This is a genomic window from Microbacterium californiense (assembly GCF_047246625.1).
Classification (GTDB): domain Bacteria; phylum Actinomycetota; class Actinomycetes; order Actinomycetales; family Microbacteriaceae; genus Microbacterium.
This window is the reverse complement of record NZ_JBFOKQ010000001.1, coordinates 1348494-1373561: the sequence shown is the minus strand read 5'-3', so window position 1 is coordinate 1373561 and position 25068 is coordinate 1348494. Positions and strand designations below refer to the sequence as shown.

Sequence of the window (25068 nt, the reverse complement as noted above, 5' to 3'; positions counted from 1 at the left end):
GTCAGGAGGGCTCGATCCTCCGCACGGTCGTCCGGAGGATGCCGCCGTCGAGCGGCACCTCGTACCGCACCGGCATGCCGGGGTGCGCGGGAGAGAACCAGTACGTCTCCACCGGCGCGCCGGGGGCGTCGGCGATGTCGTAGCGCCGGCACTCCACCCGGCCCAGCGGGAGGTCGAGCGCCTCCGTCGAGACCGTGGTGTGGTCGGCGGGAAAGGCCGCGTGCTCCTGCAGCTCCCGCCAGGTCACGCGGCTCGAGACCACGTCGCCGGGGTTGTCGGCGAACCAGGCGTCGAGCGTGGCACCCTCGGCATCCGTCGTATGGAAGCGGTTGACACGCTCGTGCGTCGAGCCGTCCGGAGATTCCACGAACAGGGTGATGGTCTTCCCCGCCCCGGTCGCCGCGCAGATCTCGGCGGCCGTGAACGGCGTCGGAAGCAGCCCGTCGCCCAGGACGTGCGGATCATCGGTGACCATGAACACATTGTGCCCGGCGAGCGGTCCCGGGTCGAGGGCGTCCGCCACTCCTCGACCGCGGCGGTGAACGCCCAGCTCGCTCGCGTAAAATCGGCACAATGACCGACGCGACTCCCGACCTCGGCGCCGGTATCGATCCGGACGACCTCGCCACCACCCTGCGCGTGCTGGCCGAGCTGCACGAGATCGACAACGAGCATCCCGACTTCATCGCCGTGCGCCACGCGACCGCGGCGATGTTCAAGGCCGTCAAGCGCGTGCGCCGCAAGGAGATCCGCGACGCGATCGCCGAGGCCGACAAGGCCGTCGTCGCCCGCACCGCCACCGGGGCGCCCGACCGCATCGACGACGAGACCCGCGGCATCGACCTCGCCACGAGCGTCGACGCCCCCATCGCCGGCGAGCTGCTCAAGCCCCGCAACTGCTACATCTGCAAGCAGCCGTACACGATGGTCGACGCGTTCTACCACCAGCTCTGCCCGGACTGCGCGCGCTTCAGCCACGGCAAGCGCACCGCACGCACCGACCTCACCGGCAAGCGCGCGCTGCTCACCGGGGGCCGCGCGAAGATCGGCATGCACATCGCGCTGCGCCTGCTGCGCGACGGCGCCCACACCACCATCACCACCCGCTTCCCGCGTGACGCCGTGCGCCGCTTCTCGGCGCTGCCCGACGCGGGGGACTGGCTGCACCGCCTGAGGGTCGTCGGCATCGACCTGCGCGACCCGGCCCAGGTGATCGGCCTCGCCGACTCGGTCGCGGCGCAGGGACCCCTCGACATCCTGATCAACAACGCCGCGCAGACGGTGCGGCGCTCGCCCGGGGCGTACTCGCTGCTGGCGGATGCCGAGCTGCAGCCCCTCCCCGACGGACCGCTCCCCGAGATGGAGACCTTCGGCCACACCGCCGACCCGCACCCGCAGGCGCTGCAGGCGTCGGTCGACGCGCACCCGCTGCTCTCGGTCGCGGCCCTCGGCGGAACCGTCGCCGAGCAGGGCGGACAGGCGCTCACCGCCGAAGACCTCGCCCGTCTGGCCATGGCCCCCGGCTCGTCGTCGCTCGAGAAGCACGCCGACGGCACCGCGATCGATGCGGGCGGACTCGTGCCCGACGTGAACCGCGTCAACAGCTGGGTGCAGTCGGTCGACCAGGTCGACCCGCTCGAGATGCTCGAGGTGCAGCTGGCGAACACGACCGCGCCGTTCCTGCTGATCAGCCGCCTGCGCGCCTCGATGGCCGCGTCGAGCGCGCACCGCAAGTACGTGGTGAACGTCTCGGCCATGGAGGGTCAATTCTCCCGCCGGTACAAGGGGCCGGGGCATCCGCATACCAACATGGCGAAGGCCGCGCTCAACATGCTCACGCGCACCAGCGCCGGCGAGATGCTCGAGAAGGACGGCATCCTCATGACCGCCGTCGACACCGGCTGGATCACCGACGAGCGCCCGCACTACACGAAGGTGCGTCTCGCCGAGGAGGGGTTCCACGCCCCGCTCGACCTGGTCGACGGCGCCGCCCGGGTGTACGACCCCATCGTGCGCGGCGAGGCCGGCGAGGACATCCACGGCGTCTTCCTCAAGGACTACGAGCCCAGCCCCTGGTGACGCCGGATGCCGTGAGGGGCGTCTACCTCAGCGGGCGCGGACCTCGAGGTTCGCGGAGGCCCAGGTGCCGAGCTGGTCGAGGATCGGGAGCAGTCCCTCCCCGCTCGGGGTCAGCGCGTACGAGACGGTGACCGGCGGACCCGCGTCGACGGTGCGGGCGACGAGTCCGGCGTCGGAGAGCTCGCCGAGTCGATCCGACAGCACGGTGTCGCTGATGCCGGCGACGGCGCGGCGCAGGGCGACGAACGTCGACGGGCCGGCGCCGAGGGACGACACGATCATGCCGTTCCACCGTTTGCCGAGCACGCTGAAGGCCAGGGTCACGGCGGCGTCGCAGACGTGACGCTCCTCCTCGATCTCGGCCATTCGCCCATCCTACCCGTGCTACATTAATCAGCGTCGCTAAGAAAAAAGTAGCGACTACAAAAAAGCGAGAGGTAGGCCCATGTCCCTGTTCCGCCTGGATGCCAGCATCCTTCCCGCGTCGTCCGCCAGCCGCGCGCTCGCCGACCTCGTCGAAGCCGAGTGGACGGCGTCCCACCCGGACTCGAACGTCACGCGGCGCGACCTGGCCGCCGACCCGATCCCCGCGACGGCGTGGGCGGATGCCGTCACCGGCGGCTTCGTTGACGAGACCCAGCGCACCCCTGCCCAGAACGACGCGCGAGCCCTGGCGACGACGCTCGCCGACGAGCTGATCGGCGCGGACGCGCTCCTGTTCGCCGTGCCGCTGTACAACTACGGCGTCTCGCAGCACTTCAAGACGTCGTTCGACCTCGCCTACACCGATCCCCGCATCGACCCGACCGGCACCGCGCTGCGCGGCAAGCCGGCGACGCTCGTGACGGTGCTCGGCGGCAACTACGCCCCCGGTACCCCGAAGGAGGGCTGGGACCACTCGACCGGCTGGCTCCGCCGCGTGCTCGAGGACGTCTGGGGGCTCGACCTCCGCGTCGTCCAGCGTCCGTTCACGCTCGTCGGAGTGAACCCGGCCCTCGACGCGTTCGCCGACATGGCTCGCGAGCTCAAGGAGAACGCCGAGGCCGAGGCCCGCATCTACGGCCAGGAGATCGCCGCGCTCCGCGGCAACGTCGCCTGACGCCCGCGCTCCCCGCCACCCCGCACGGCATCCTCCCGCCGCACTTCCTGTCGCCGTACCCGTGACGGAACAACAGAACGTGCGAGTTCACTCCTGGAGCCAAATTTGGTCTCGGTTCTAGCGAATGGCCCACTATCAATTCATGATTTCGCCGGGGCGGCGACCTCCTTTCGTGAGCATCTCTCGTACGAATCAGGGGCTACCGCATAGGGTTCGTTTGGTCGACTTCGACTGATGCGGATTCGATGGCGCGAGACGCGGGTCCGAATTTGTTTGCATGCGGCGAGCCTGACGAAGGGCCCGACCCGCAAACGGTCGAGACGCTGGGTCACGCGTACTCCTATGACGCTCTCGGTCGGCTGACGCGTTCGGAAGCATCCGATGACTATGACACCGCGACGGGCACGCGGGTGCAGCCCGATCGGTGGCGCGGCCTGCTCGTGCGACCCCAGTCGCTGAGCCGATTCTCATACGTCGGGAACGACCGGCATCGTTCAGCGACCACCTCGGGTTCGTGCACGCAGCCGCCTTGATGATCGAACAGACGCGCAGAGCGGTGGGCCAGCGCGAATGAGGCGCCAGCCGCCGCCAATATGCGCGGCCCTTCGTCTCGCTGCGCTCGCTCAGGAACCGCGGGTCGCTGCGCTCGCTCAGGAACCGCGGGTCGCTGCGCTCGCTCAGGAGCCGGGGGTGGCTGCGCTCGCTCAGACGCCGGGGGTGGCTGCGCTCGCTCAGGGACCGGGGAACGAAACCGGGTGCAGGGAGGCGCCGAAGCGTTCCTCCCTGCACCCGGCAGGTCTCCGTAGACGCAGACCCCGGCTCAGGACTCCGCGACGGGGGACCAGGCGTCGGTGCCGACCGTCGCCGGCAGGTCCTGCTGACCGAAGCGCTCGATGCGGAACGCCTCGAGCACCGGGGCGGGCCGTCCGGTCAGCACCTCTTCGGCTGCGAGCTCGCCGAGGATCAGGCCGAGCGTCGCACCGGAGTGCGTGAACAGCGTGTAGAGACCCTCGATGCCGGGGACGGGACCGGCGACGGGCTCGCCGTCTCCGGGGATCGGCTTCCACCCGGCGCCGACGCGCGAGGCGGTGAGCGCCGGGGCTCCGGCGAGCACCTTCGACGCCTCGTCGAGCAGGCCCTGGACCGATTCGTCGGGCACGGTGATCGAGCCGTCGTCTCCGACGACGATGGACTCCTCGGCCCAGCCGGCGTCGAGCACGAGTCGGCGGTCCGGCGTGGGCCGCACCGCAACCCGCGGCGTGTTGAGCACGGTACGCACCTCGACGTCGACCGGGTCGGTGAACAGCACGAAGGCGGCGGGCGAGGCGTCGGGCACGATGACCCCGAGTTCCGCGAGCTGGGCCGGCACCGCGGGACCGGTCGCGAGCACGACGCGGTCGGCGGGGACGAGCGTGCCGTCGCCCAGGGCGACCCCGGCGACCGATCCGTCCTTCACCGAGACGCGCGCGTCGCCCGCATTCTCGATGACTGTCGCTCCGTCGGCACGGGCCTCGGCGACGAGCGCCGCGATCAGGTGGGGCATGTTCACCCAGCCTTCGCCGGGGTTGAAGATGGCGCCCTCCTCGGCGACGGCATCCGCGTTCACGTCGGGCGCGATGCGCGCGACGCCTGCCCGCTCCACCCAGACCGAGTCGTAGCCCACCGAGCGCTCGAAGTCGAACGTGGCACGGTAGCTCTCACCGGGCTTCGCCCACTTGAGCGCACCGTCGAAACGGAGGTACTCGCTGCTGTCGGGGCGGCTCGCCGCCCAGGTGCGGTAGCGGTCCAGTGCGATGAGGCGCAGGTAGTGGTAGGCCGAGGAGCGGTCGCCCGACGAGTTCAGCCAGGCGATCGAGCGGCCCGACGCCCCGTCGGCGAGCGAGCCCGCGGTCACGAGGGTGACGGCGGCGCCGGCGCGCGCCAGGTGCGCGGCCGTGGACACCCCGAGGATGCCGCCGCCGATGACGACGACCTGCTGGGATCCGGTTTCAGACATTCGTTCTTCCTTACTTGCTCATCGTTGTGGCAGAGGCGGCCGCCGCGTGGGCGTCGGCGATCAGGCGGAGTCCGGCGACGGCATCCGCCGGGTCGACCGGGGCGGGCGCGCCCTCGGTGATGGCGGCGGCGACGCCGGTGTAGAAGCGGCCGTAGTCGCCCTTCTCGGTGGGCACGGTCTCGATCTCGTCGCCGACGCCGACGGTGCCCCATCGGTCGGGAGGCGTCTCGCCGAATCCGGGGTCGCCGGGGCGTTCACCGGCGACGAGCGCCGGCTCCTGCCCGTCGAGCCCCCATGAGGTGTACGCCTTCTCGGAGCCCAGCGCGCGGAAGCGCGGGCCGGAGGTCGGGGAGACGGCGCTCATCCAGAGGTGCGAGCGCACCCCCGACTCGTGCTCGAGAGCCACGAACACGTCGTCGTCGGCCACGACGCCCTCCCGCAGCCGGTCGACCTCGGCGTACACGACGCGTGCGGGACCGAACAGCTGCAGGGCCTGGTCGATGAGGTGGGGACCGAGGTCGAACAGGATGCCGCCGGCATCCGCCACGGTCGCCTGCGCCTTCCACCCCTTCTTGATCTCGGGCTTCCACCACGTGAACCGCGACTCGAAGCGACGCACCTCGCCCAGCCGGCCCGACTCGACGAGCGCACGGAGAGTGAGGAAGTCGCCGTCCCAGCGCCGGTTCTGGAACACCGTGAGCATGCGGCCCTGTGTGCGGGCGAGCTCGATGAGCGCCTCGCCCTCCGCGGCGTCCGCCACGAACGGCTTGTCGACGACGACGTGCAGCCCGGCGCGGAGTGCCGTCTCGACGTGCGCGCGGTGGCTGCCGCTGGGCGACGCGACGACGACGAGGTCGAAGGCCCCGGCATCCGCCCAGAGCGCGTCGGCGTCGGGGAGGATGCGGGCCTGCGGGTGCTCCTGCTGAGCCTTCCCGGCACGATCAGGATCGCTCGTGACGATCGCATCGATGCGGAAGGCCGGGTCGGCGGCGAGGAACGGGGCGTGGAACAGGCGTCCCGCGGTGCCGAAGCCGAGGATCGCGGTGCGGATGACCATCACAGCACCTCGGAGAGGAACAGCCGCAGCCGATCGCTCTTCGGAGCGTCGAAGATCTCGTCCGGCGTGCCCGACTCGACGACCTTGCCCTCGTCCATGAAGACCACCTGGTCGGCGACCTTGCGGGCGAAGCCCATCTCGTGCGTGACGACGAGCATGGTCATGCCGCGCTGGGCGAGCTCGGCCATGAGGTTGAGCACGCCCTTCACCAGCTCTGGGTCGAGCGCACTCGTGGCCTCGTCGAACAGCATGACCTCGGGCTCCATGGCGAGGGCCCGGGCGATCGCGACGCGCTGCTGCTGCCCGCCGGAGAGGTCGCGCGGGCGGTGGTCGGCGCGCTCCGCGAGGCCCACCTCGGTAAGACGGGCGAGCGCGATCCGCTGCGCCTCCCCCTTCGACATCCGCTTGACGTTGCGCAGCGCGAGCGCCACGTTGTCGAGCGCGGTGTGGTCGGGGAAGAGGTTGAAGTGCTGGAAGACGAGTCCCACCCGGCGGCGGAGCACGTCGGGCTTCAGCCGCAGCGCGTCGTCGTCGGCGAGGGTCACGCGGCCCGCCTTCGGCTCGTGCAGGCGGTTCACGCCCCGCAGGAGGGTGGACTTGCCGGACCCGGACGGTCCGATGATGCACGTCGTGGTGCCGGGCTCGACGGTGATCGAGACGTCGCGGACCACGTCGACGTCGCCGTACGCCATCACGAGGTTCTCGATCTGCAGTCGGGAGCCCTCGTAGAAGCGTCCGTCGGTGACGGGGAGGGGCGAGGTGTAGGTCATGTGTTCTCTCCATGCACGAGGGCCGGGCTGAGCGACTGCTGCTGGACCTCTTCGAGGCCGCTCTTCGGCGGGGTCGCCTTGCGTCGTCCGGTGCGGAATCGGTTGTCGAAGTAGTTCACGAGATGCGTCAGCGGCACCGTGATCACGAGATAGAAGATTCCCGCGAGCACCAGCGGCGAGAGGTTGCCGGTGAGGACCGCGGCATCCTGTCCGACGCGGAACAGCTCGCGCTCGCTGACCAGCAGCCCGAGGAAGTACACCAGGCTGGAGTCCTTCACGATCGCGATGAACTGGTTGACGAGGGCCGGCAGCACGCGCCGGATGCCCTGCGGGACCACGACGAGGCGCATCGCGCTGCCGTAGGTCATGCCCAGGGCGCGGCAGGCCTCGAGCTGGCCGCGTTCGACGCTCTGGATGCCGGCACGGAAGATCTCGCCGATGTAGGCGCCGGCGATCAGGCTGAGGGCCAGGATGCCGAGGGGGTATGGCGAGGGGCCGAACAGCTGCTGGCTGGCGCGGGCGAAGCCCTGGCCGATGAGCAGGATGGTGAGGATCGCGGGGAGGCCGCGGAAGATGTCGGTGTAGACACGGGCGGGGATACGCAGCCAGGCGGTGCGCGAGACGCCCATGATCGCGAGGATCATGCCGATCACGATGCCGAGCACGGTCGAGGCGACCGAGATGATGAGGGTGTTGACGAGTCCTGTGCCGAGCAGCTGCGGGAGCACCTGCAGCATCGCGTCGAAGTCGAGGAACGTCCGGATGATGTTGTCGAGCCAGTCCATGGGATCTCCTTCGGGTGGGCGGGTGCGGAGGAGGATGCTCCGCACCCGCCGCGGCGATTACTCGCTGTCGCCGTCGCCCTGCTCGTCGCTGGGCAGGTACTGGTCGGGCATCGGGGAGCCCGGGAACCACTTCTCGTAGAGCTCCTTCCAGGTGCCGTCCTCCATCGCCTCGTGCAGGGCGTCGTTCAGGGCCTTCTTGAACTCGTCCTTGCCCTTCGCGATCGCGAAACCGGCGGGGGCGTCGAACGACGGGATGTCGATCGCGTTCTCGAGTCCGTACTGCTCGGCGTACTCCTTGGCCGCCTCGTAGTCGAGGAAGTGGGCGTCGACGGAGCCGCTGTTGACGGCCGAGATCGCGGCGTTGTTGTCGGGGAAGCGCACGAGCTCGGTGTCGGTGAAGTTCTTCACCGCGTAGGCCTCCTGCAGGGTGCCCTGCACGACGCCCAGGCGCTTGCCCGCGAGGCTGTCCTCGTCGGTGATGCCGCTGTCGGGGCTGGCCATGACGGTGAGGTAGCCGGCGAGGTAGCCGTCGGAGAAGTCGACCGTCTTCTCGCGCTCCTCGGTGATGCCGATCGCGGCGACGCCCACGTCGAACTGGCCGTTGGAGACCGCGGCGAGGAGGCCGGAGAAGTCCTGGCCGGTGAACACGACGTCGTCGATGCCGATGCGCTCGGCCACGTCGGTGAAGAGCTCGACGTCGAAGCCCGTGAACTCGCCGCTGCCGTCGGTGAACGTGTAGGGCTTGGCGTCGCCGAGGCTGGCGACGCGGATCTGGCCGGGCGTGATCAGGCCGTAGGGGTTGTCGTCGGCGTCGCTGCCGGACGAGGTGCTGCTGCCGCTCTGGCCGCAGGCGGTGAGGGCGAGAACCCCGGCGACTGCCGCGGCGACCGCGATGCGGCGGAAGGACTTTCTGGCCACGATGTGGCTCCTCTCGGTAAGGACTGCTGTGTCGATAGGCGTGAGCCTCGAGCGGATCTCGGGTAGATTGAGACCGGTCTCAATTGGGTGTTTCCAGGAGAGTACACGCGCCGCAGGACCTCGTCAATATGCTGGGGAGCCGCGGAAGAGAAGGAAGGTGCCGCCGGTGAGTGCGCAGAATGAGGGCCGTCGGGTCGCGACGGTGGCAGACGTCGCGCTGCGCGCCGGGGTGGCCAAGGCGACCGCCGCCCGAGCGCTCGGCGACTACGGCGCGGTCAGCGCGAAGGTGCGCCAGAAGGTGCGGGATGCCGCGGCAGAACTGGGCTATCGGCCCAACGAGGTGGCGCGCAGCATGAGCACCGGCCGGTCGAGCACGATCGGCATCATCGTCGGCGACATCGAGAACCCCGCCTTCGCCCAGGCCACGCGCGGCGCCGCGGATGTGGCCGAAGCCGCGGGCTACGACCTGATCCTCTCGAACTCCAGCGAGCAGCCCGACGCGGAGGAGACCGCCATCGAGGTGCAGCTGTCGAAGCGCGTCGACGGACTCCTCATCGCCCCGGCATCCTCCATCCGCGCCGCGAACTACACCGCGATCGTCGACGCCGGCCGCCCGGTCGTGTTCTTCGACCGGTTCGTGTACGACTTCGACGCCGAGGCCGTCGTCGCCGCGAACCGCGAGGGCGCCGGGATGCTGGCCCGCGCGCTGCTCGACGCCGGTCACCGGCGCATCGCCTACGTCTCGACGCTCGAAGACGACGCGCCCGTCACGCCGCGGGCCGTCTGGGATGACGGACTGCTCCGGTTCCGCCCGGGCCTGGCCTCGTCGGTGATCGACGACCGCGTCGGCGGCATCGGCACCGCGCTGCGGGAGGCGGGCATCGAGGATCCGCTCGCGTTCGTGCGCCTCGGCGCCAACGTCGACGGCATCGGCCGCATGGTCACCGACCTCATCACCGGCGAGCCCGCGGTCACCGCGATCATCGCGTCGGACAGCGTCATCGCCATCCAGGCGTTCCTCGCGATCCGCGAGCTCGGGCTGCGCATCCCCGACGACATCTCACTCGTCGCGTTCGACAACGCGCCGTGGACGTCGGTCACCGACCCCGGCATCACCGTCATCTCGCAGCCCGAACGCGAGCTCGGCGCGCTGGCCGCACGACTGCTCATCGAACGGATCGAGGGGGAGGGCGGCCCCGCCCGCCGCCACACCCTCCCGCAGCAGCTGATCGAGCGCGGCTCGGTCGGCCCGCCGCGGGCCTGAGCGCCCTTCGTCTCGCTCCGCTCGCTCAGGGACCGGGGGTCGTACCTCTGGTTCCTGGGCGGGCGCCCTTCGTCTCGCTGCGCTCGCTCAGGACCGGGGTGGGATGGTCGTGTCTCCCTGGTTCCTGAGCGATGAGCCCTTCGTCTCGCTGCGCTCGCTCAGGAACCACGCAGCGACGAGACGAAGGGCGCTCAGGGACCGGGGCTCAGGGGGTGGGGGAGGGATGCGGCAGCCACACCGTCGCGATCAGGCCGCCGTCCGCGCGGGGTGTGAGCACGAGCGCGCCGTCGTGGGCCTGGGTGATGCGCTCGGCGATCGCCAGCCCAAGCCCGGCGCCGACGTGATCGTCGCCACGTGTGCGCTCGGCGCCCCGCTGGAACGGCTCCACGAGGGTCGGGATCCGGCTCGCCGGCACCGGCTCGCCCGTGTTCTCGACCACGACCGCGAGCCCCGCGGGGAGGTCGTGCGTGCGCACCGCGACGCGGCCGTCCGACCGAAGGTTGTGCACGATCGCGTTGTGCACGAGGTTGGTGACGAGCTGCTGCAGCAGAGCCGCGGACCCGCGCGTCATCGCCGGTGAGCCGCCGACCTCGATGCGCACGCCGCGGCGGTCGGCGAGCGGCAGGAGGGTCTCGACCGCCTCCTCCGCGACGAGCGAGAGGTCGACGTCCTGCCGCGTGAAGGTCCGTCGATCGGCCCTGCTCAGCAGCAGGAGCGCCTCGGTCAGCTCTATCGCCCGAGCGTTCACCTCCGAGAGCCGTGCGATCACGGCCCCCGTGTCGGCATCGGGGTCGGTGCGCGCCACCTCCAGCAGCGTCTGCGAGATCGCGAGGGGTGTGCGCAGCTCGTGCGAGGCGTTCGCGGCGAACCGCTGCTGCTCGGCGAGATGCGCCTCCAGCTGCGCGAGCATGGCGTCGAACACGTCGGCGAGGTCGCGGAACTCGTCCCCCGGCCCCTCCAAGGCCACCCGATGCGACAGCGACCCCTGGGCGGCGAGTCGCGCGGCCTCGCCGATGCGGGCGAGAGGCGACAGCATCCGTCCGGCGAGCAGCCACCCGCCGACGAGACCGAGCACCAGCAGCACGACCAACACCTGCGACGCGACCGGCGCGAACGCCCGCAGCAGATCGGAGCGGTTCGGCACGAACACGTTCGCGTCGATGTTCTGATCCGGCACGTACCGCAGCAGGAAGAGCCCGACCACCGCGAGGATCACGGCGCCGGTCAGCGCCACCACCCCCGCGTAGCTCAGCGTCAGCGTGAGGCGCGCGCTCATCCCGCGCCGCCTAGGCATCGTCATCCGTCCCGATCCGGTAGCCGACGCCAGGCACCGTGAGGATCACCCACGGCTCGCCGAGCCGCTTGCGCAGCGACGACACCGTGATGCGCACCGCGTTCGTGAACGGATCGGCGTTCTCGTCCCAGGCGCGCTCCAGCAGCTGCTCGGCGCTGACCACACCCCCGGCGGCGTCGACGAGCACCTCCAGCACCGCGAACTGCTTGCGGGTGAGGGCGACGTAGCGGTCGTCGCGGAAGACCTCGCGGCGGAACGGATCGAGCCGGAGTCCGGCGAGCTCGAGCACGGGCGGCCGCGCCCGCTCCCTGCGCCGGTCGAGCGCGCGCAGGCGCAGCACGAGCTCGCGGAGCTCGAACGGCTTCGTGAGGTAGTCGTCGGCGCCCAGCTCGAAGCCGGACGCCTTGTCGTCGAGACGATCCGCGGCCGTCAGCATGATGATCGGGATGCCGGCGCCCGAGGCCACGATGGCGCGGGCGATGTCGTCGCCGGAGGGTCCGGGGATGTCGCGGTCCAGCACCGCGATGTCGTAGGCGTTGACGTCGAGGAGTTCCAGGGCGGTGTGCCCGTCACCGGCGATGTCGGCGGCGATGGCCTCGAGCCGGAGCCCGTCGCGGACGGCCTCGGCGAGGTAGGGCTCGTCCTCGACGATCAGCACACGCATGGCTGCGATCCTACGCATCGCGGCATATCGCGAGCGTATGCAGAACCCCATACGCTCCGGCAACCGCGCCACCGCTGCACTGGAGACATGAACCGCACCACCTCGCCCTTCCCGAGCCGCGCGCGACGCCTGGTCTGGACGCTCGCCGGCCTCACGGCTGCCGTGATCGCCGCCTTCGCCGTGCAGCAGTCGCTGGCTGCGGCATCCGTCCTCTCCGCCGGAGGCGCCGTCGACGCGCCGTCCGAGACCTCCGTGGGCACGACGGTCGACCACCCGGCGACGATTCCGCCGGGTGGATCCGTGATCGCCCCGAGCGAGGCCGACGGCGTCATCCGCGACGGCGATCAGCCGACGGTGTTCGACACCGACCGGGTGGCGGTCGGCAACCTCGAGCCGGCGCTGCTCGACGCCCTGCAGCGGGCGGCGCGGGATGCCGACGACGCCGGGGTGACCCTGCTCGTGAACAGCGGGTGGCGCTCGGCCGCGCTGCAGACGCATCTGCTGCAGGAGGCCGTCGTCGGCTACGGCTCCGCGGAGGAGGCCGAGCGCTGGGTCGCGACGCCCGAGACCTCGCTGCACGTCTCGGGCGAGGCGGTCGACCTCGGCCCCCTGCCGAGCCTCGACTGGCTCGCCCAGCACGGTGCGGCCTACGGGCTGTGCCAGATCTACGCGAACGAGCCGTGGCACTACGAGCTGCGCCCGGACGCCGCCGCCGAGGGCTGCCCCGAGATGTACGCCGACCCGACGGCGGATCCGCGGATGCAGCGATGACCCTCGACATTCGCCGTCGACAGGCGGATGCTGGTGGCATGGCGGCGTTCACAGCGGAAGACGCATTCAGCGGTTTCAGTGTCGATGACATCGACGCGGCGAAGCAGTTCTACGGCGAGACGCTCGGGCTCGACGTGCGCACCGACGCGATGGGGTTCCTCGACCTCCGCCTGCCTCATGGCGGGTCGATCCTCGTGTACGCGAAACCGAACCACGAGCCGGCGAGCTTCACGATCCTGAACTTTCCGGTCGCCGACATCGACGCGGCGGTCGACGAGCTCATCGCGCGGGGCGTGCAGACGAAGATCTACAGCGACGCGGAGTTCCCCTCCGACGACCGCGGCATCGTCCGCGGTGATGGTCAGGGGCCGGACATCGCGTGGTTCCGCGACCCCGCGGGCAACGTGCTCGCGGTGCTGCAGGCCTGAACGCCTAGAGCCGGTCGACGCCCGTCACGGTGACGACGGCGGCGCCCTCCTCGTCGGATGCCTCGAGGTCGACGGCGGCCGAGATGCCCCAGTCGTGGTCGCCGGCGGGATCGTCGAGGATCTGCCGCACCGTCCAGACGGTGTCGCCGGGGGTGAGCAGGAGCAGCGCGGCGCTCCGCGCATCCGCCCCGGTCAGGATCTCGTCGTGCTCGGCGTAGTACGCGTCGAGCGCGTCGTTCCACGCGTCGGCGCCGAAGGCCGGATCGAGCTCGGCGAGGGCATCCACGTCTTCCCGCGCGGCCAGCTGCACCCGCCGGAACATCTCGTTCCTCACCAGGATGCGGAAAGCGCGGACGTTGCTCGTGAGACGCTTCGGCGCCGGCGGCACGATCTCGTCGGGTGCATCCGCGTCAGCCGCGTGACCCGGTCCCTGAGCGAGGGAACCGAGACGAAGGGTCTCCCACTCGTCGAGGAGGCTGGAGTCGACCTGCCGCACCAGCTCGCCGAGCCATTCGATGAGGTCGCGCAGATCCTCGGTCTTGAGGTGCTCGGGAATGGTCTGCGAGGCCGCGCGGTACGCGTCGGAGAGGTAGCGGAGCACCACGCCCTCGGAGCGGGCGATCTTGTAGTAGGCGACGTATTCCCCGAACGACATGGCGCGCTCGTACATGTCGCGCACCACCGACTTCGGGTGCAGCTCGAAGTCGCGGATCCACGGCTGCGCCGCACTGAACGTCTCGAACGCCACGGTCAGGAGCTCATCCAGAGGCTTCGGGTAGGTGACCTGCTCGAGCAGCTCCATGCGCTCGTCGTACTCGATGCCCTCGGCCTTCATCGCGCCCACTGCCTCGCCCCGCGCGAGGAACTCCTGCTGGCTCAGCACCGCACGCGGGTCGTCGAGCGTCGACTCGATGATCGACACCATGTCGAGCGCGAACCCGGCGGCGTCGGGGTCGAGCAGGTCGAAGGCCGCGAGGGCGAACGGCGACAGGGGCTGGTTGAGCGCGAAGTTGGGCTGCAGGTCGACCGTGAGCCGTACGTCGTACTCCGATCCGGTTCCTGAGCGAGCGGAGCGAGACGAAGGGCGCTCAGCAACCGGGTCTGGTGGAACCCGCTCCACCACCCCGGATTCGAGCAGCGTCCGGTAGATGCCGAGAGCGCGGAGCGCGAGCCGGCGCTGGTTCTGACGCGGCTCGTGGTTGTCGTATACCAGAGAGCGCATATTGCCGAAGACGTCACCGCCGCGGGCGATCACGTTGAGCATCATGGCGCTCGTGATCTGCATGCGCGAGATCAGGGTCTCGGGCACCGCGTCGATGAGCTTGCGGAACGACGGCTCGCCCCACGACACGAACCCGTCCGGCGCCTTCTTGCGGATGATCTTGCGCTTCTTCTTCGGATCGTCGCCCGCCTTGCGGATCGCCGCGAGGTTCTCGGTCTCGTGCTCCGGCGCCTGCGCGACCACGGTCCCGGCGGTGTCGTAGCCCGCGCGGCCGGCACGCCCGGCGATCTGGTGGAACTCCCGCGCGTGGAGCTGCCGCATGCGCGTGCCGTCGAACTTCGTGAGAGCGGTCAGCAGCACGGTGCGGATCGGCACGTTGATCCCGACGCCCAGGGTGTCGGTGCCGCAGATCACGCGCAGCAGTCCGCGCTGGGCCAGCTGCTCGACGAGCCGCCGGTACTTCGGGAGCATGCCGGCGTGGTGCACGCCGATGCCCGCGCGCAGGAAGCGCGAGAGCGTCTTGCCGAACGCGGTCGTGAACCGGAACCCGCCGATGAGCTCGGCGATGGCGTCGCGCTGCTCCCGGGTGGCGACCTTCGTGCTCGAGAGTGCCTGCGCGCGCTCCATCGCCGCCGCCTGCGAGAAGTGCACGACGTAGATCGGCGCCTGACCGGTGTTCAGCAGGTCCTCGATCGTCTCGTGGATCGGGGTCTGCTCGTAGAAGAAGTGCAGCGGGACCGGGCGCTCGACGCCCGTGACCGTCGCGGTCTCCCGGCCGGTGCGGCGAGTGAGGTCGGCGGCGAGGTCGGTCACGTCGCCCAGCGTCGCCGACATCAGGATGAACTGCGCCTGCGGAAGCTCCAGCAGCGGCACCTGCCACGCCCATCCGCGGTCGGGATCGGCGTAGAAGTGGAACTCGTCCATCACGACCTGGCCGACCTCGGCATCCGGCCCCTGGCGCAGCGAGAGGTTCGCGAGGATCTCGGCCGTGCAGCAGATGATGGGGGCGTCCGCGTTCACCGAGGAGTCGCCCGTGACCATGCCGACGTTCTCGGGCCCGAAGATCTCGACCAGGGCGAAGAACTTCTCGCTCACCAGGGCCTTGATGGGGGCGGTGTAGTAGCTGCGGCGGCCGTCGAGGACCGCGGCGAAGTGCGCGCCGATCGCGACGAGCGATTTCCCGGTGCCGGTCGGGGTCGACAGGATCAGGTTGTTGCCCGAGACGATCTCGATGACCGCCTCGTCCTGCGCCGGGTACAGGGTCAGCCCGGTCGACTCGACCCACTCCACGAACGCCGTGTAGACGGCATCCGCATCGGATCCGTCGGGGGGAGCGGCGTCGAGGAGCGAAGGCATGGTGGTTCGATCATCCCACCCTCGCGCGGCCGCGACCTGCGGCTCAGACCGAGGTCGCGGCGCGCAGGGCGATGCGCACCATGTGGCCGAAGGTCTGCTCGCGCTCCTGCGCCGTCGTCTCCTCGCCCGTGACGATGTGGTCGCTGACGGTGCAGATCGCGAGCGCCCGGCGCCGGTGGTACGCGGCCAGCGTGTACAGGCCCGCGGCCTCCATCTCGACGCCCAGAATGCCGTGCGCCACGAAGGGCTCGGTCAGCTCCGGCCGCGTGCTGTAGAACTGGTCGCTCGAGAAGAGCTGGCCGACGTGCACCGTCGCGTCCAGCTCCTCGCTCTCGCTCGCCTCGACCGCCGCCCGGAGCAGCGCGAAGTCGGCGACGGGGGCGTAGTCGAGGCCGTGGAAGCGGACCCGGTTGATGCCCGAGTCGGTGCTCGCCCCGTTCGCGATGATGATGTCGCGCACCTTCACCTGCTCGGTGAGCGCGCCGCAGGACCCCACGCGCACGATGGTCTGCACGGCGTACGACTCGAACAGCTCGTTGGCGTAGATCGCCATCGACGGCTGGCCCATGCCCGACCCCTGCACCGAGATCCGGTGGCCCTGCCAGGTGCCCGTGAACCCCAGCATCCCGCGGGTCTGGCTGTAGAGCTCGGCGTCGTCGAGGAACGTCTCGGCGATCCACTTCGCCCGCAGCGGGTCGCCGGGGAACAGGACGACGGGGGCGATCTGGCCGGGCTCCGCGGCGATGTGGGTGCTCATCATGCCAATGTACCGAGGCTCTCGCGCGCGAGAAGTGGCGATCGGCCCCGCCGTTTGGCATCATCGGAGCGCGACTGCGGCAACGACGCCGCACGAAAGGAACACCATGTCCGATCAGATCTTCACGTTCGCCGCCCTCGCGCTCTACTTCGCCGCGATGCTCCTCATCGGCTGGCTCGCCTTCCGCCGCACGTCCGACCACGAGGACTACATGCTCGGCGGACGCAACCTTCCGCCGTGGGTCGCCGCGCTCAGCGCCGGAGCATCCGACATGTCGGGCTGGCTCGTGATGGGCCTGCCGGGAGCGATCTACGTGTCCGGTCTGATCGAAGCCTGGATTGCGATCGGACTCACGATCGGCGCCTACCTCAACTGGCTCCTCGTCGCTCCGCGTCTGCGCGCGTATACCGAGGTCTCCCGGAACTCGATCACGGTGCCGAGCTTCTTCGAGAACCGGCTGCGCGACTCGACGCGACTGCTGCGCATCCTGTCCGGCATCGTGATCCTCGTCTTCTTCACGCTGTACATCTCCTCGGGCATGGTCGCCGGCGGTGTGTTCTTCGAGAGCTCCTTCGACGGCGACTACCTCACCGGGATGCTGTTGGTCACCGGCGTGACCCTGGCCTACACCCTCTTCGGCGGATTCCTGGGAGCCTCGCTCACAGACGTCGTGCAGGGGCTGATGATGGTGATCGCCCTGGTCGTGATCCCGGTCGCCGCGGTCGTCGCGATCGGAGGCTTCGGAGAGACCGGCGAGCTCATCACCGAGGTGGCTCCCGACCACCTGTCCCTCCTGGGGGGAACCGCGTTGACCGGCGGCACAGTGCTGGCCATCGTCTCGGCGATGGCGTGGGGCCTCGGCTATTTCGGCCAGCCGCACATCATCGTCCGGTTCATGGCGCTGCGTTCGCCGCAGGAGGCGAAGAGCGCTCGCCGCATCGGCATCTCCTGGATGGTCGTGTCGCTCGCCGGCGCCGTCTTCTCGGGGCTCGTGGGGCTGGCCTTCGTCGCGAAGAACGGCATCGATCTCGCCAACCCCGAGACGGTCGTCCTGCTGATGTCGCAGACGCTGCTGCATCCCTTCGTCGCCGGACTGGTGCTGGCCGCCGTGCTCGCCGCGATCATGAGCACGATCTCCAGTCAGCTGATCGTCTGCTCGTCGGCGCTCGTCGAAGACCTCTACAAGGTGTTCCGCCGCACGCCGCCGTCGTCGCGGCGACTCGTGATGATGGGTCGCGGGGCGGTGCTGATCGTGGCGGTCGTCGCCGCCGTCCTCGCCATCGCACCGAACGACACCATCCTCGAACTCGTGTCGTTCGCCTGGGCGGGGTTCGGCGCCGCCTTCGGCCCGATCATCCTGCTCAGCCTGTTCTGGCGGCGACTCACCAACTGGGGCGCCCTCGCCGGGATGTTCGTCGGCGCGGCGACCGTCTTCCTCTGGAAGCCGCTGAACACCGGGATCTACGAGCTGCTGCCGGCGTTCGTGTTCGCGCTGGTCGCCGCGGTGGTGGTCAGCCTGTTCACCTACCGCCACAACGACGAGATCCAGAAGGAGTTCACCGACACCGGTGCGATGATCGCCGTGCCGCGACCGCGCACGGTCCCCGAGACCCCGTGACGTCGGCTCCGGTCGCGCGAACGGCGCTTCTCAGCGCGCAGAGCAGCCGTTCGTGCGACCGGAACGGCATCCGCGCGAGTAGTGCGCCGTCACCGAGCGACGTCAGGCGACGGCCTCGGCCCGGCGCACCATCTCGGTGATCCAGGTCGGGGCAAAAGGGGAGGTGCAGCCCGGCGCGGTGGGGTAGTCGGCGAGCACCTGCAGCCGCTCGCCGATGGCCAGCGCCCGGGGACGCAGGCGGGGGTGGTGGATGCCGATCTGCGCGAGCGTCTCGTTCATCGCCCACTGCGGGCGGGGCGCCGCGTCCTTCATCCTCGCCTCGATGAGGTCGAGCAGGTGGTCGAGGTCGAGCCCCTCGGGGTCCTTCACCACGCGGACGGAGGTGAGCGCCCACGCCGCGGCGTCGACCGTGGGGTCGGGGTCGCCGAACCAGCGCACGCGCATCTCCTCGGCCAGCGGCGACTTCTTGGCGACGTAGTTCACGAACCAGTCGTTGACCTTGGGCGGGCGCGTGTCGCGCAGCATGGCGTCGAGCTCGTCGGCCGAGAAGTCGCGCGGACGGCAGATCAGCAGGGCGAGGAGCCTCGGCGCGGTGTCGCCCGTCGCCCACAGCTCCCGCGCGAGCGGTTGGTCGGTCTTGATCTTCTTCGCGACCGCGCGGAGGCGGCTGAGGTTCATGCCGTGATCGTCGCCGCGCTTCTCGTTGGCGGCCCGCATCTTCGGGTCTTCCAGGGCGTCGAGCTCGGCGACCGCAGCGGCCAGGGTCATGTCGCTCATGCGCCCAGGGTAGCCCCGGCGATGGCGTCGTGCACGGATGGCCGACGCGCCGCAATCAGTCCTCGTCGAGCAGCCCGCCGCGGATGCGCCGGAGGTCTTCCATCAGCGATCCGATGAGGATCCAGTGCTGAGAGGACGGCGGGCGGACGACCAGCGGAGCAGTCAGCGCGGGGATCGCCGAGGTGAGGGCTTCGGGCTCGCTCGACAGCTCGGCGCTCTGCACCGCCAGGCGCACGTCGTGACCGGCGCGCCGCAGCTGCTCGGCGATCGCGATGACGGCCGGCTCCTCGCCGATCGAGTCGTCGTAGTGGTCGGCGTAGGCGCGGGTCATGCCGATCACCTGGGTCACGATCGGCGAGAGCCGTTCGCCGAGCGCCCGCATCTCCCGCAGCTCGTCGCGGTGGGTCGACCGGCGGGGGTTCAGCGTGAGCGACTCCTCGCCGGCGGCGATCGCCGCGTCCGCGGCATCCTTCATCGGACGCAGCAGGCGCGCCTCGAGCATGAGCTCCTGCATGCGCTCGGGCGTCTGCGGGTGAGGCAGAGCGTCGGCGAGACGGTCGAGGCTCGCGGCGAGCTCGGATCCGAGCAGGCCGAGCTGGCGGCGGGCGGGCTCGACGAGCACGGGCGGCACGATGAGCGCGTTCACGACGATGCCGATGGCGACGCCGATCAGCGTCTCGACGATGCGGGCGAACGCGTACTCCGGGCTCGACGACCCGAGGGCGAGCACGAGCATGGCCGAGATCGCGACCTGGTTGCCGGTGCCGGGAGACGCCCGGAACACCCAGGCCACCAGCATCGCCACGACGATCGCGAGCAGCACGATCCACCGGGGCGATCCGAGCAGCAGCCCCAGCCCGACGGCGATCACGACGCCCGCGATCACGCCGATGCTGCGTTCCAGCGCCTTCGACAGGGACTGGTTGATGCTCGGCTGCACCACGAGGAGCGCCGCGATCGCCGCGAACACCGGCAGCTGCGAGGGGAACGCCCATCCCGCGACCAGCCAGGCGGCGATCGTGGCCGCCGCGGACTTCACGACCTGCAGCAGCGGCGAGCGCGTGGCGACGCGGATCGCTGCAGGAATGCGCATGGGTCCACGGTAGTCCTCCGCGTCCGATCCCCGAGCGTCCGATCCCCGTGCTTCGATGGGGGCATGGAGAGGGAGCAGCGGCTGCGCGCCGAGACGGCGGCGGTCTGGGCGACGGCGATCTGCTTCGCGGTCGGCGCGGGCGTCGGCATCCTCCTCTTCCTGGGTGCCCCGCGACCCCTCACCGGGCCCGGCTCCGTCGCGCTCCCTGCGGCCGCCGTCGCGGGGGTCGTCGCCGCCGCGGCGTTCGTCACGAGCTCCCTCCGCTTCCGCCGGGGCGAGACGGCGCCCATGCCGCCGTGGCAGACGGCGGTGTCGCTCGTCTCGACCGGGGCGCTGACCGTCGCGTTCGCGTGCGTCACGGCCATGGGCGTGCTGCTCACCACCGAGGTGCTCGCGGTCGGGCTCCAGGGCATCGCGCTCGGTCCGCTCGGCGGGGGCATTCTCACCGGCGTCGCCGCGGCGCTCGGCGGACGGTTCGCGTTCGGCGCGGGCGTGGGCCTGCGCACGGCGGATCTCTCCGGCATCCTCTTCGGCTACCTCGTGATCGGCACGCTCTTCGCGATGGTGACGGCCGCCGACCCGCGGTGGTGGGAGCGCAACTTCTCGCAGCTCGGCGTCGGCGACGGCGCCTGGGCGTTCAACGGCACGCTCGTGGTCGCCGGTCTGCTGATCGCCACGGTCGGCTCGTACATCGGCCGCGACCTCCACCGGCTGCTCGGCGATCCGGCGCTCGGGCGCATCGCCGTCGTGGTGCTGCTGTGGGCGCTCACGGGGCTGGCGCTCGCCGCGGTCGGGCTGCTGCCGCTGCACCGGGCGTTCCTCGGGCACAACATCGCGGCGGGGGCCACCCTGCTGCTGCTGGTCGCCGCGGCGACGGTCACGACCGCCCTGGTGCCCGGTCGTCCGCGGGCGCTGCTGATCACCACCGTGGGTGTCGGCGCGCTGATCGTGGCGGCGGTGCTCGTGACGCTCTTCGGGGTGCTGACGATCACCGCCCTCGAAGCCGTCGTCGTCGGGTTGGGGCTGCTCTGGATGACGACGCTCGTGCGTGTGCTGGCGGTGCTCGCGCCGGACGAGTCGCGGCCCTCGGCCCGGGTCACGCTGCGGCGCGCCTGATCGTTCCGACCGGAGGATCCGTCGCAATGCGGATGCTGTCAACCCCTTCATGATGATCGCGATCATGAGGCTGAATGGAGGGACCGACCGAAAGTGAGGAGCATCCCATGGTGCAGATCATCGAGACCATCGACGTCGACGTCCCCGTCACCACCGCCTACAACCAGTGGACGCAGTTCGAGAGCTTCCCGAAGTTCCTCGACGAGGTCGAGTCCATCACCCAGATCGACGACACGCACACGCGCTGGAAGGTGAAGGTCGGCGGTGTCGAGCGCGAGTTCAACGCCGAGATCACCGAGCAGCACCCCGACGAGCGCGTGGCGTGGAACAGCATCGGCGGCGACACCGAGCACGCGGGCGTCGTCACCTTCCACAAGCTCACCGACACGACCACGCGCGTGAGCGTGCAGATCGACTGGGAGCCGGAGGGCATGGTCGAGAAGGTCGGCGCCTTCCTCGGCGCCGGCAAGCACGCCGTGAAGAAGGACCTCGAGAACTTCAAGGAGTTCATCGAGGGCCGTGGCGCCGAGACCGGCGCCTGGCGCGGAGACGTCGAGGCCTGACCTGCGCGGCCGATGGGCCGTCCTCTCGAGCCACCCCCCTGTGTGACGCAGGGGGGTGGCTCGCGTCTGAGGCGGGCTCGACCGGAAGATAGGGAATCCTCCGGATGTCCGTCCGGGGCCTCAGAGCGTTGTCTAGGGATCACGACAACGAGGAGAGGCCATGTACGAGAACCTTCACGCCAGCCAGGTCGTCACCGACTACGAGCGCCAGCAGCTCGACCGGGAGGTCGAGCGCCGACGCTTCCTGCGCGACCACGCCGATCAGATCGTCCCCCGGCCCGAGGCCGGGTGGCGGCGGATGCTGCGCCGCGCGCACCTGCTGGGACGAGGTGCGACGGCCGAGGTCCGCAGCGGCCGGGCGGTCCGTGGAGGCATCGCGACCGCGACCGGGCCCGCGTCCGCCCGGTGAACCCCGTCGTGGACCTGCACCCGTCGGACGGGTCAGCGACCCCCGTCGAGCGTGTCGGTGGTCAGTGGCACGATGAGAGCATGTCCTCGTTCGCGCCGAGCACCGCCATGGTCGGTCGCGACGCCGAGCTCGGTGTCGTGCCCCGCCTGTTCGACAGCGCGGTCGAGGGCGCGCCGGTGGGCGTGCTCCTCGACGGCGAGGCCGGGATCGGCAAGTCCCGGCTGCTGCGCGAGTTCGCCGCCGAGGTGGCTCCGCGCGCCGACGTGCACGTCGGCTGGTGCCTCGACCTGGGCCCCGCGCGCACGGCGTATGGTCCGCTGACCGCCATCCTCCGGTCGATCGTCGGTCATCTGGGCGCCGATCGGGTGCGCGAGACGGTGGGCATCGGGGTCGAGGCGCTCGCGATGCTGCTGCCCGAGCTCGCCGACGAGCCGGCCGACCGCACCCGCACGAGCCCCGACCGCCTGCGCGACGCGATCGCGACGCTCATCGAGACGGCGGCGGATGCCGGGCCGCAGGTGCTCGTGATCGAAGACCTGCACTGGGCCGACGAGTCGACCCTCTCCCTGCTCTCGTTCCTGCTGCGCACCCTCGCGCGCGGGCGCATCCTCCTGCTCCTGAGCTGCCGCAGCGACGATGTGCGTCGTGGAGACGCGGTGAGCAGGTTCATCGTCGAGTCGACGCGATCGCGCGTGCTCGAGCGCGTCACCCTCGCGCGCCTCGACGCCGACGCCGTGCGGGAGCTCGCCGAGCGGCTCACCGGGCGCCCGATCTCCGAGAGCGCGCTCGCCCGCATGCAGTCCCGCGCAGAGGGCGTGCCGTTCTTCGTGGAGGAGCTGGCCGACTGCTCGACCGGTCCGCTGCCCGACGGCCTCCGCGATGTGCTCCTCACCCGCTTCGACCGGCTCGGCGACGATGCGCGTCACGTCGTGCAGGTCGCCTCCGGGTCGGAGCGCCCGCTGCCGCATCCCCTCCTCGCAGATCTCGCCGACCTTCCGCAGCAGCGTCTCGACGAGGCGATCCGCGAGGCCGCCCGCAGCGGCATCCTGGTCGTCGAGGGCGACCTGTACCGGTTCCGCCACGCGCTGCTCCGCGAGGCCGTGCACGACGACCTGCTCCCCGGGGAGCGCTCGCGGCTGCACCGGGCGTACGCCGAGGCGCTCGATGCTCGCCGCGACGGGGCCGAGGTGGTCGACACGGCTGCGCTGGCCCACCACTGGCAGCTCGCGCAGGACGAGCGACGGGCCCTCATCGCAGCGGTCGACGCGATGCGCGATGCCAAGGCCCGCTTCGCCTTCGCGACCGCCGCGCGGTTCGGCGAGCTGGCCCTCGAGCTGTGGCCGCGCGTGGCCGACGCGTCCGAGGCGGCGGGCGTCGCCCACGTCGATCTGCTGCAGACCCTCGGCTCGGTGCTGCGCAACGCCGGAGACGGGGAGCGCGCGCTCTCGGTGGTGGGCGCCGCGCTCGACGAGATCGACCCGGCGACGGTCGCGCCGCGTCTGCACGCACGGCTGCTGCGCGACAAAGCGCAGTACCTCGCCAATCTGGGGCGCCCCGGCGCGATCCCCCTGACCGAGCAGGCGCTCGAGCTCGTCGCGACCCGGGTCGACGACGACGTGCTGCACGCCGCGGTGCTCAACCAGCTCGCGAGCCGGTACATGGTCGCCGGGCGACTGCACGACGCGCTGCGCGTCGCGGGCGAGGCGGAGCGGATCGCGGAGCGCGCCGGCGACCTCGACCAGCTCTCGATCGCGGCCAACGTGCAGGGCGTCTCGTTCGCCCACCTGGGCGACATCCGGCGCAGCGTCGTCGAGTTCGACCGCGCGCGCGACCTGGCCCGCAGCTCCAACGCCGAGCTGCGGTACCGCGTGAACTACTCCGATGCGCTGACGCTGCTCGGGCGCTACGACGAGGCGCTCCTGGTCGCCGAAGAGGGTCTGGCCCGCGCCCGGTCTCTCGGGGTGGCCCGCAGCTCGGGCTCGATCATGGTCCAGAACATGTCGGTCGCGCTGTTCGAACGGGGCGAGATCGAGCGCGTCGACGAGATGATGTCGCGCGACTACCGCCAAGGGACCCTGCGCGTCTTCCGCATGTACTCGAGCATGACCCGGGTGCGTGCGCTGGCCTGGCGCGGTCACCCCGCCGAGGCGGCCGAGATGCTGCGGGAGTGGCTGCCCGCCTTCCTCGAGACCGGTGAGACCGAGCGGCAGATCTGGTACGACCGCATCACCATGTCGGTGGCGATCGCCGAGAGTGCAGGCGATCTGCGCGGCGCTCTCGATGAGATCCTCGGCATGCTCGACGACGAGGGGCCCGTGCTGCTGCACCAGCGGCGACTGCTGCTGCAGGCCGCCGCGATCATCGCCGAGCTGCGAGCGCGCGGCGACGAGACCGGCAGCGCAGCGCGCCGGGTGACGGAGGCCTGGGCCGGTCAACCGCCGCAGCTCCGGGGCGACGCCTGGACGCCGATCCTCGAGGCCGTGCTCGATCCCGCCGCCGCGACGCTGCAGCGCGCCGTCGAGCTGTCCGATGGCGGGAACGTGCCGGTCACGTTCCGCATCGTCACGCGGCTCGAGTACGCGCGGCTGCTCGTCCGCGAAGGCTACCGTGCGGCCGCCGGCCCCGTGCTCGCCGAGGCGGCCGCCACGGCCCGCGCTCTGGGCCATGCCCAGCTCGAGGCCTCGGTCGACGGTTTCGCGGCGGCGGCCGGGGTGCGATCGACGCCGGCCCCGGCACCCGATCCCGAGGCGCTGACCGCGCGCGAACGTCAAGTGCTCGACCTGCTCGCCGACGGGCTCAGCAACCGTCAGATCGGCGAGCGGCTGTTCATCAGCGTGAAGACCGTGAGCGTGCACGTCTCGGCGGTTCTCCGCAAGCTCGGGGTGAGCACCCGCACCGAGGCCGCCGCGGCCGCGCGACGTCGGGGGCTCGTGCCCGTCGCGGGATGATCCGCAGCGACGGCGCGACATCGGCCGTCGCTCGGTCAGGCGCCCGTGGTACGGTGGCGATACGCCTCTCTCCGGAGGCGCATC

23 protein-coding genes are annotated in these 25068 nt (G+C 70.8%); 10 read left to right on the top strand and 13 right to left on the bottom strand.

The features are described from left to right. Nucleotide 1: 1 nt before the first annotated feature. A complete protein-coding gene (locus tag AB3M82_RS06525) occupies nucleotides 2-475 on the bottom strand; it encodes a hypothetical protein (RefSeq protein ID WP_412956439.1) in 474 nt (157 codons plus the stop codon). Between the two features lie 98 nt (nucleotides 476-573). Between AB3M82_RS06525 and AB3M82_RS06520 the strand changes: the two genes are divergently transcribed. Then, complete coding sequence (locus AB3M82_RS06520) at nucleotides 574-2079, top strand: SDR family NAD(P)-dependent oxidoreductase (RefSeq protein ID WP_412956437.1); 1506 nt, start codon at nucleotides 574-576, stop codon at nucleotides 2077-2079. 27 nt (nucleotides 2080-2106) lie between these two features. Here the strand turns inward: AB3M82_RS06520 and AB3M82_RS06515 are convergent, their stop codons facing one another. Continuing rightward, nucleotides 2107-2445: a winged helix-turn-helix transcriptional regulator gene (locus AB3M82_RS06515; protein WP_412956435.1), complete on the bottom strand. Its 339-nt coding sequence runs from the start codon at nucleotides 2443-2445 to the stop codon at nucleotides 2107-2109. 79 nt (nucleotides 2446-2524) lie between these two features. Here AB3M82_RS06515 and AB3M82_RS06510 point away from each other — a divergent pair, with 79 nt between their 5' ends. After that, nucleotides 2525-3178: an FMN-dependent NADH-azoreductase gene (locus tag AB3M82_RS06510; protein WP_412956434.1), complete on the top strand. Its 654-nt coding sequence runs from the start codon at nucleotides 2525-2527 to the stop codon at nucleotides 3176-3178. An 820-nt stretch (nucleotides 3179-3998) separates the two neighbouring features. Here AB3M82_RS06510 and AB3M82_RS06505 read toward each other — a convergent pair. The 5 genes from AB3M82_RS06505 to AB3M82_RS06485 are packed head-to-tail and all read right to left on the bottom strand — an operon-like array spanning nucleotide 3999 to nucleotide 8704. Beyond that, nucleotides 3999-5174 carry an NAD(P)/FAD-dependent oxidoreductase gene (locus tag AB3M82_RS06505; protein ID WP_412956433.1) on the bottom strand — a complete coding sequence of 392 codons (1176 nt, stop codon included), beginning with the start codon at nucleotides 5172-5174 and terminating at the stop codon, nucleotides 3999-4001. A gap of 10 nt (nucleotides 5175-5184) precedes the next feature. Further along, entirely contained in the window at nucleotides 5185-6231 is a 1047-nt protein-coding gene (locus AB3M82_RS06500; protein ID WP_412956432.1) for a Gfo/Idh/MocA family protein, read from the bottom strand. Further along, nucleotides 6231-7001, bottom strand: coding sequence for an amino acid ABC transporter ATP-binding protein (locus tag AB3M82_RS06495; RefSeq protein ID WP_412956430.1), 771 nt, complete (start codon nucleotides 6999-7001; stop codon nucleotides 6231-6233). The genes AB3M82_RS06500 and AB3M82_RS06495 overlap by 1 nt, the downstream gene beginning before the upstream one ends. Continuing rightward, nucleotides 6998-7786 (bottom strand): amino acid ABC transporter permease, encoded by a 789-nt coding sequence (locus AB3M82_RS06490; RefSeq protein WP_412956429.1) that lies wholly within the window; start codon nucleotides 7784-7786, stop codon nucleotides 6998-7000. Before AB3M82_RS06490 ends, AB3M82_RS06495 begins: the two co-directional genes overlap by 4 nt. A gap of 57 nt (nucleotides 7787-7843) precedes the next feature. Further along, a complete protein-coding gene (locus AB3M82_RS06485; RefSeq protein ID WP_412956427.1) occupies nucleotides 7844-8704 on the bottom strand; it encodes an ABC transporter substrate-binding protein in 861 nt (286 codons plus the stop codon). 166 nt (nucleotides 8705-8870) lie between these two features. Here AB3M82_RS06485 and AB3M82_RS06480 point away from each other — a divergent pair, with 166 nt between their 5' ends. After that, nucleotides 8871-9968, top strand: a complete 1098-nt coding sequence (locus AB3M82_RS06480; protein WP_412956425.1) for a LacI family DNA-binding transcriptional regulator — start codon at nucleotides 8871-8873, stop codon at nucleotides 9966-9968. Between the two features lie 205 nt (nucleotides 9969-10173). On the opposite strand, the gene AB3M82_RS06475 is transcribed toward AB3M82_RS06480, so the two are convergent. Both AB3M82_RS06475 and AB3M82_RS06470 read right to left on the bottom strand, forming a co-directional pair. Continuing rightward, a complete protein-coding gene (locus tag AB3M82_RS06475; protein ID WP_412956422.1) occupies nucleotides 10174-11244 on the bottom strand; it encodes a sensor histidine kinase in 1071 nt (356 codons plus the stop codon). Nucleotides 11245-11254: 10 nt separating this feature from the next. Further along, the gene (locus AB3M82_RS06470; protein ID WP_412956420.1) at nucleotides 11255-11926 is read right to left on the bottom strand and encodes a response regulator transcription factor; all 672 of its coding nucleotides are present in this window, start codon (nucleotides 11924-11926) and stop codon (nucleotides 11255-11257) included. 87 nt (nucleotides 11927-12013) lie between these two features. On the opposite strand from AB3M82_RS06470, the gene AB3M82_RS06465 reads away from it, so the two are divergent. Both AB3M82_RS06465 and AB3M82_RS06460 read left to right on the top strand, forming a co-directional pair. Next, on the top strand, nucleotides 12014-12697 hold the full coding sequence (locus AB3M82_RS06465; RefSeq protein WP_412956419.1) for a M15 family metallopeptidase: 684 nt from the start codon (nucleotides 12014-12016) through the stop codon (nucleotides 12695-12697). 38 nt (nucleotides 12698-12735) lie between these two features. Next, the gene (locus AB3M82_RS06460) at nucleotides 12736-13125 is read left to right on the top strand and encodes a VOC family protein (protein ID WP_412958019.1); all 390 of its coding nucleotides are present in this window, start codon (nucleotides 12736-12738) and stop codon (nucleotides 13123-13125) included. 4 nt (nucleotides 13126-13129) lie between these two features. Here AB3M82_RS06460 and AB3M82_RS06455 read toward each other — a convergent pair whose 3' ends face one another. After that, complete coding sequence (locus tag AB3M82_RS06455) at nucleotides 13130-15703, bottom strand: DEAD/DEAH box helicase (protein WP_412956417.1); 2574 nt, start codon at nucleotides 15701-15703, stop codon at nucleotides 13130-13132. Between the two features lie 43 nt (nucleotides 15704-15746). After that, nucleotides 15747-16460 (bottom strand): purine-nucleoside phosphorylase, encoded by a 714-nt coding sequence (deoD, locus tag AB3M82_RS06450; RefSeq protein ID WP_412956416.1) that lies wholly within the window; start codon nucleotides 16458-16460, stop codon nucleotides 15747-15749. 106 nt (nucleotides 16461-16566) lie between these two features. On the opposite strand from deoD, the gene putP reads away from it, so the two are divergent. Beyond that, a complete protein-coding gene (gene putP / locus AB3M82_RS06445; protein WP_412956414.1) occupies nucleotides 16567-18078 on the top strand; it encodes a sodium/proline symporter PutP in 1512 nt (503 codons plus the stop codon). Between the two features lie 102 nt (nucleotides 18079-18180). On the opposite strand, the gene AB3M82_RS06440 is transcribed toward putP, so the two are convergent. Then, on the bottom strand, nucleotides 18181-18855 hold the full coding sequence (locus AB3M82_RS06440; RefSeq protein WP_412956412.1) for a DNA alkylation repair protein: 675 nt from the start codon (nucleotides 18853-18855) through the stop codon (nucleotides 18181-18183). A 55-nt stretch (nucleotides 18856-18910) separates the two neighbouring features. Further along, a complete protein-coding gene (locus AB3M82_RS06435; protein ID WP_412956410.1) occupies nucleotides 18911-19948 on the bottom strand; it encodes an FUSC family protein in 1038 nt (345 codons plus the stop codon). A gap of 63 nt (nucleotides 19949-20011) precedes the next feature. Here AB3M82_RS06435 and AB3M82_RS06430 point away from each other — a divergent pair, with 63 nt between their 5' ends. From AB3M82_RS06430 to AB3M82_RS06415, 4 genes are all read left to right on the top strand, one after another. Further along, complete coding sequence (locus tag AB3M82_RS06430; RefSeq protein ID WP_412956409.1) at nucleotides 20012-21064, top strand: DUF998 domain-containing protein; 1053 nt, start codon at nucleotides 20012-20014, stop codon at nucleotides 21062-21064. Between the two features lie 107 nt (nucleotides 21065-21171). After that, nucleotides 21172-21627 carry an SRPBCC family protein gene (locus AB3M82_RS06425; protein WP_412956407.1) on the top strand — a complete coding sequence of 152 codons (456 nt, stop codon included), beginning with the start codon at nucleotides 21172-21174 and terminating at the stop codon, nucleotides 21625-21627. Between the two features lie 160 nt (nucleotides 21628-21787). Then, nucleotides 21788-22036 (top strand): hypothetical protein, encoded by a 249-nt coding sequence (locus tag AB3M82_RS06420; RefSeq protein ID WP_412956406.1) that lies wholly within the window; start codon nucleotides 21788-21790, stop codon nucleotides 22034-22036. 80 nt (nucleotides 22037-22116) lie between these two features. Further along, nucleotides 22117-24984, top strand: coding sequence for a helix-turn-helix transcriptional regulator (locus AB3M82_RS06415; RefSeq protein WP_412956403.1), 2868 nt, complete (start codon nucleotides 22117-22119; stop codon nucleotides 24982-24984). Nucleotides 24985-25068 lie beyond the last annotated feature (84 nt).

Bases quoted from the DNA above. Each gene is read 5' to 3' on its own strand.
- AB3M82_RS06525 (WP_412956439.1), bottom strand. From the start codon at position 475: ATGGTCACCGATGATCCGCACGTCCTGGGCGACGGGCTGCTTCCGACG.
- AB3M82_RS06520 (WP_412956437.1), top strand. From the start codon at position 574: ATGACCGACGCGACTCCCGACCTCGGCGCCGGTATCGATCCGGACGAC.
- AB3M82_RS06515 (WP_412956435.1), bottom strand. From the start codon at position 2,445: ATGGCCGAGATCGAGGAGGAGCGTCACGTCTGCGACGCCGCCGTGACC.
- AB3M82_RS06510 (WP_412956434.1), top strand. From the start codon at position 2,525: ATGTCCCTGTTCCGCCTGGATGCCAGCATCCTTCCCGCGTCGTCCGCC.
- AB3M82_RS06505 (WP_412956433.1), bottom strand. From the start codon at position 5,174: ATGTCTGAAACCGGATCCCAGCAGGTCGTCGTCATCGGCGGCGGCATC.
- AB3M82_RS06500 (WP_412956432.1), bottom strand. From the start codon at position 6,231: ATGGTCATCCGCACCGCGATCCTCGGCTTCGGCACCGCGGGACGCCTG.
- AB3M82_RS06495 (WP_412956430.1), bottom strand. From the start codon at position 7,001: ATGACCTACACCTCGCCCCTCCCCGTCACCGACGGACGCTTCTACGAG.
- AB3M82_RS06490 (WP_412956429.1), bottom strand. From the start codon at position 7,786: ATGGACTGGCTCGACAACATCATCCGGACGTTCCTCGACTTCGACGCG.
- AB3M82_RS06475 (WP_412956422.1), bottom strand. From the start codon at position 11,244: ATGAGCGCGCGCCTCACGCTGACGCTGAGCTACGCGGGGGTGGTGGCG.
- AB3M82_RS06470 (WP_412956420.1), bottom strand. From the start codon at position 11,926: ATGCGTGTGCTGATCGTCGAGGACGAGCCCTACCTCGCCGAGGCCGTC.
- AB3M82_RS06465 (WP_412956419.1), top strand. From the start codon at position 12,014: ATGAACCGCACCACCTCGCCCTTCCCGAGCCGCGCGCGACGCCTGGTC.
- AB3M82_RS06460 (WP_412958019.1), top strand. From the start codon at position 12,736: ATGGCGGCGTTCACAGCGGAAGACGCATTCAGCGGTTTCAGTGTCGAT.
- AB3M82_RS06455 (WP_412956417.1), bottom strand. From the start codon at position 15,703: ATGCCTTCGCTCCTCGACGCCGCTCCCCCCGACGGATCCGATGCGGAT.
- deoD (WP_412956416.1), bottom strand. From the start codon at position 16,460: ATGAGCACCCACATCGCCGCGGAGCCCGGCCAGATCGCCCCCGTCGTC.
- putP (WP_412956414.1), top strand. From the start codon at position 16,567: ATGTCCGATCAGATCTTCACGTTCGCCGCCCTCGCGCTCTACTTCGCC.
- AB3M82_RS06440 (WP_412956412.1), bottom strand. From the start codon at position 18,855: ATGAGCGACATGACCCTGGCCGCTGCGGTCGCCGAGCTCGACGCCCTG.
- AB3M82_RS06435 (WP_412956410.1), bottom strand. From the start codon at position 19,948: ATGCGCATTCCTGCAGCGATCCGCGTCGCCACGCGCTCGCCGCTGCTG.
- AB3M82_RS06430 (WP_412956409.1), top strand. From the start codon at position 20,012: ATGGAGAGGGAGCAGCGGCTGCGCGCCGAGACGGCGGCGGTCTGGGCG.
- AB3M82_RS06425 (WP_412956407.1), top strand. From the start codon at position 21,172: ATGGTGCAGATCATCGAGACCATCGACGTCGACGTCCCCGTCACCACC.
- AB3M82_RS06420 (WP_412956406.1), top strand. From the start codon at position 21,788: ATGTACGAGAACCTTCACGCCAGCCAGGTCGTCACCGACTACGAGCGC.
- AB3M82_RS06415 (WP_412956403.1), top strand. From the start codon at position 22,117: ATGTCCTCGTTCGCGCCGAGCACCGCCATGGTCGGTCGCGACGCCGAG.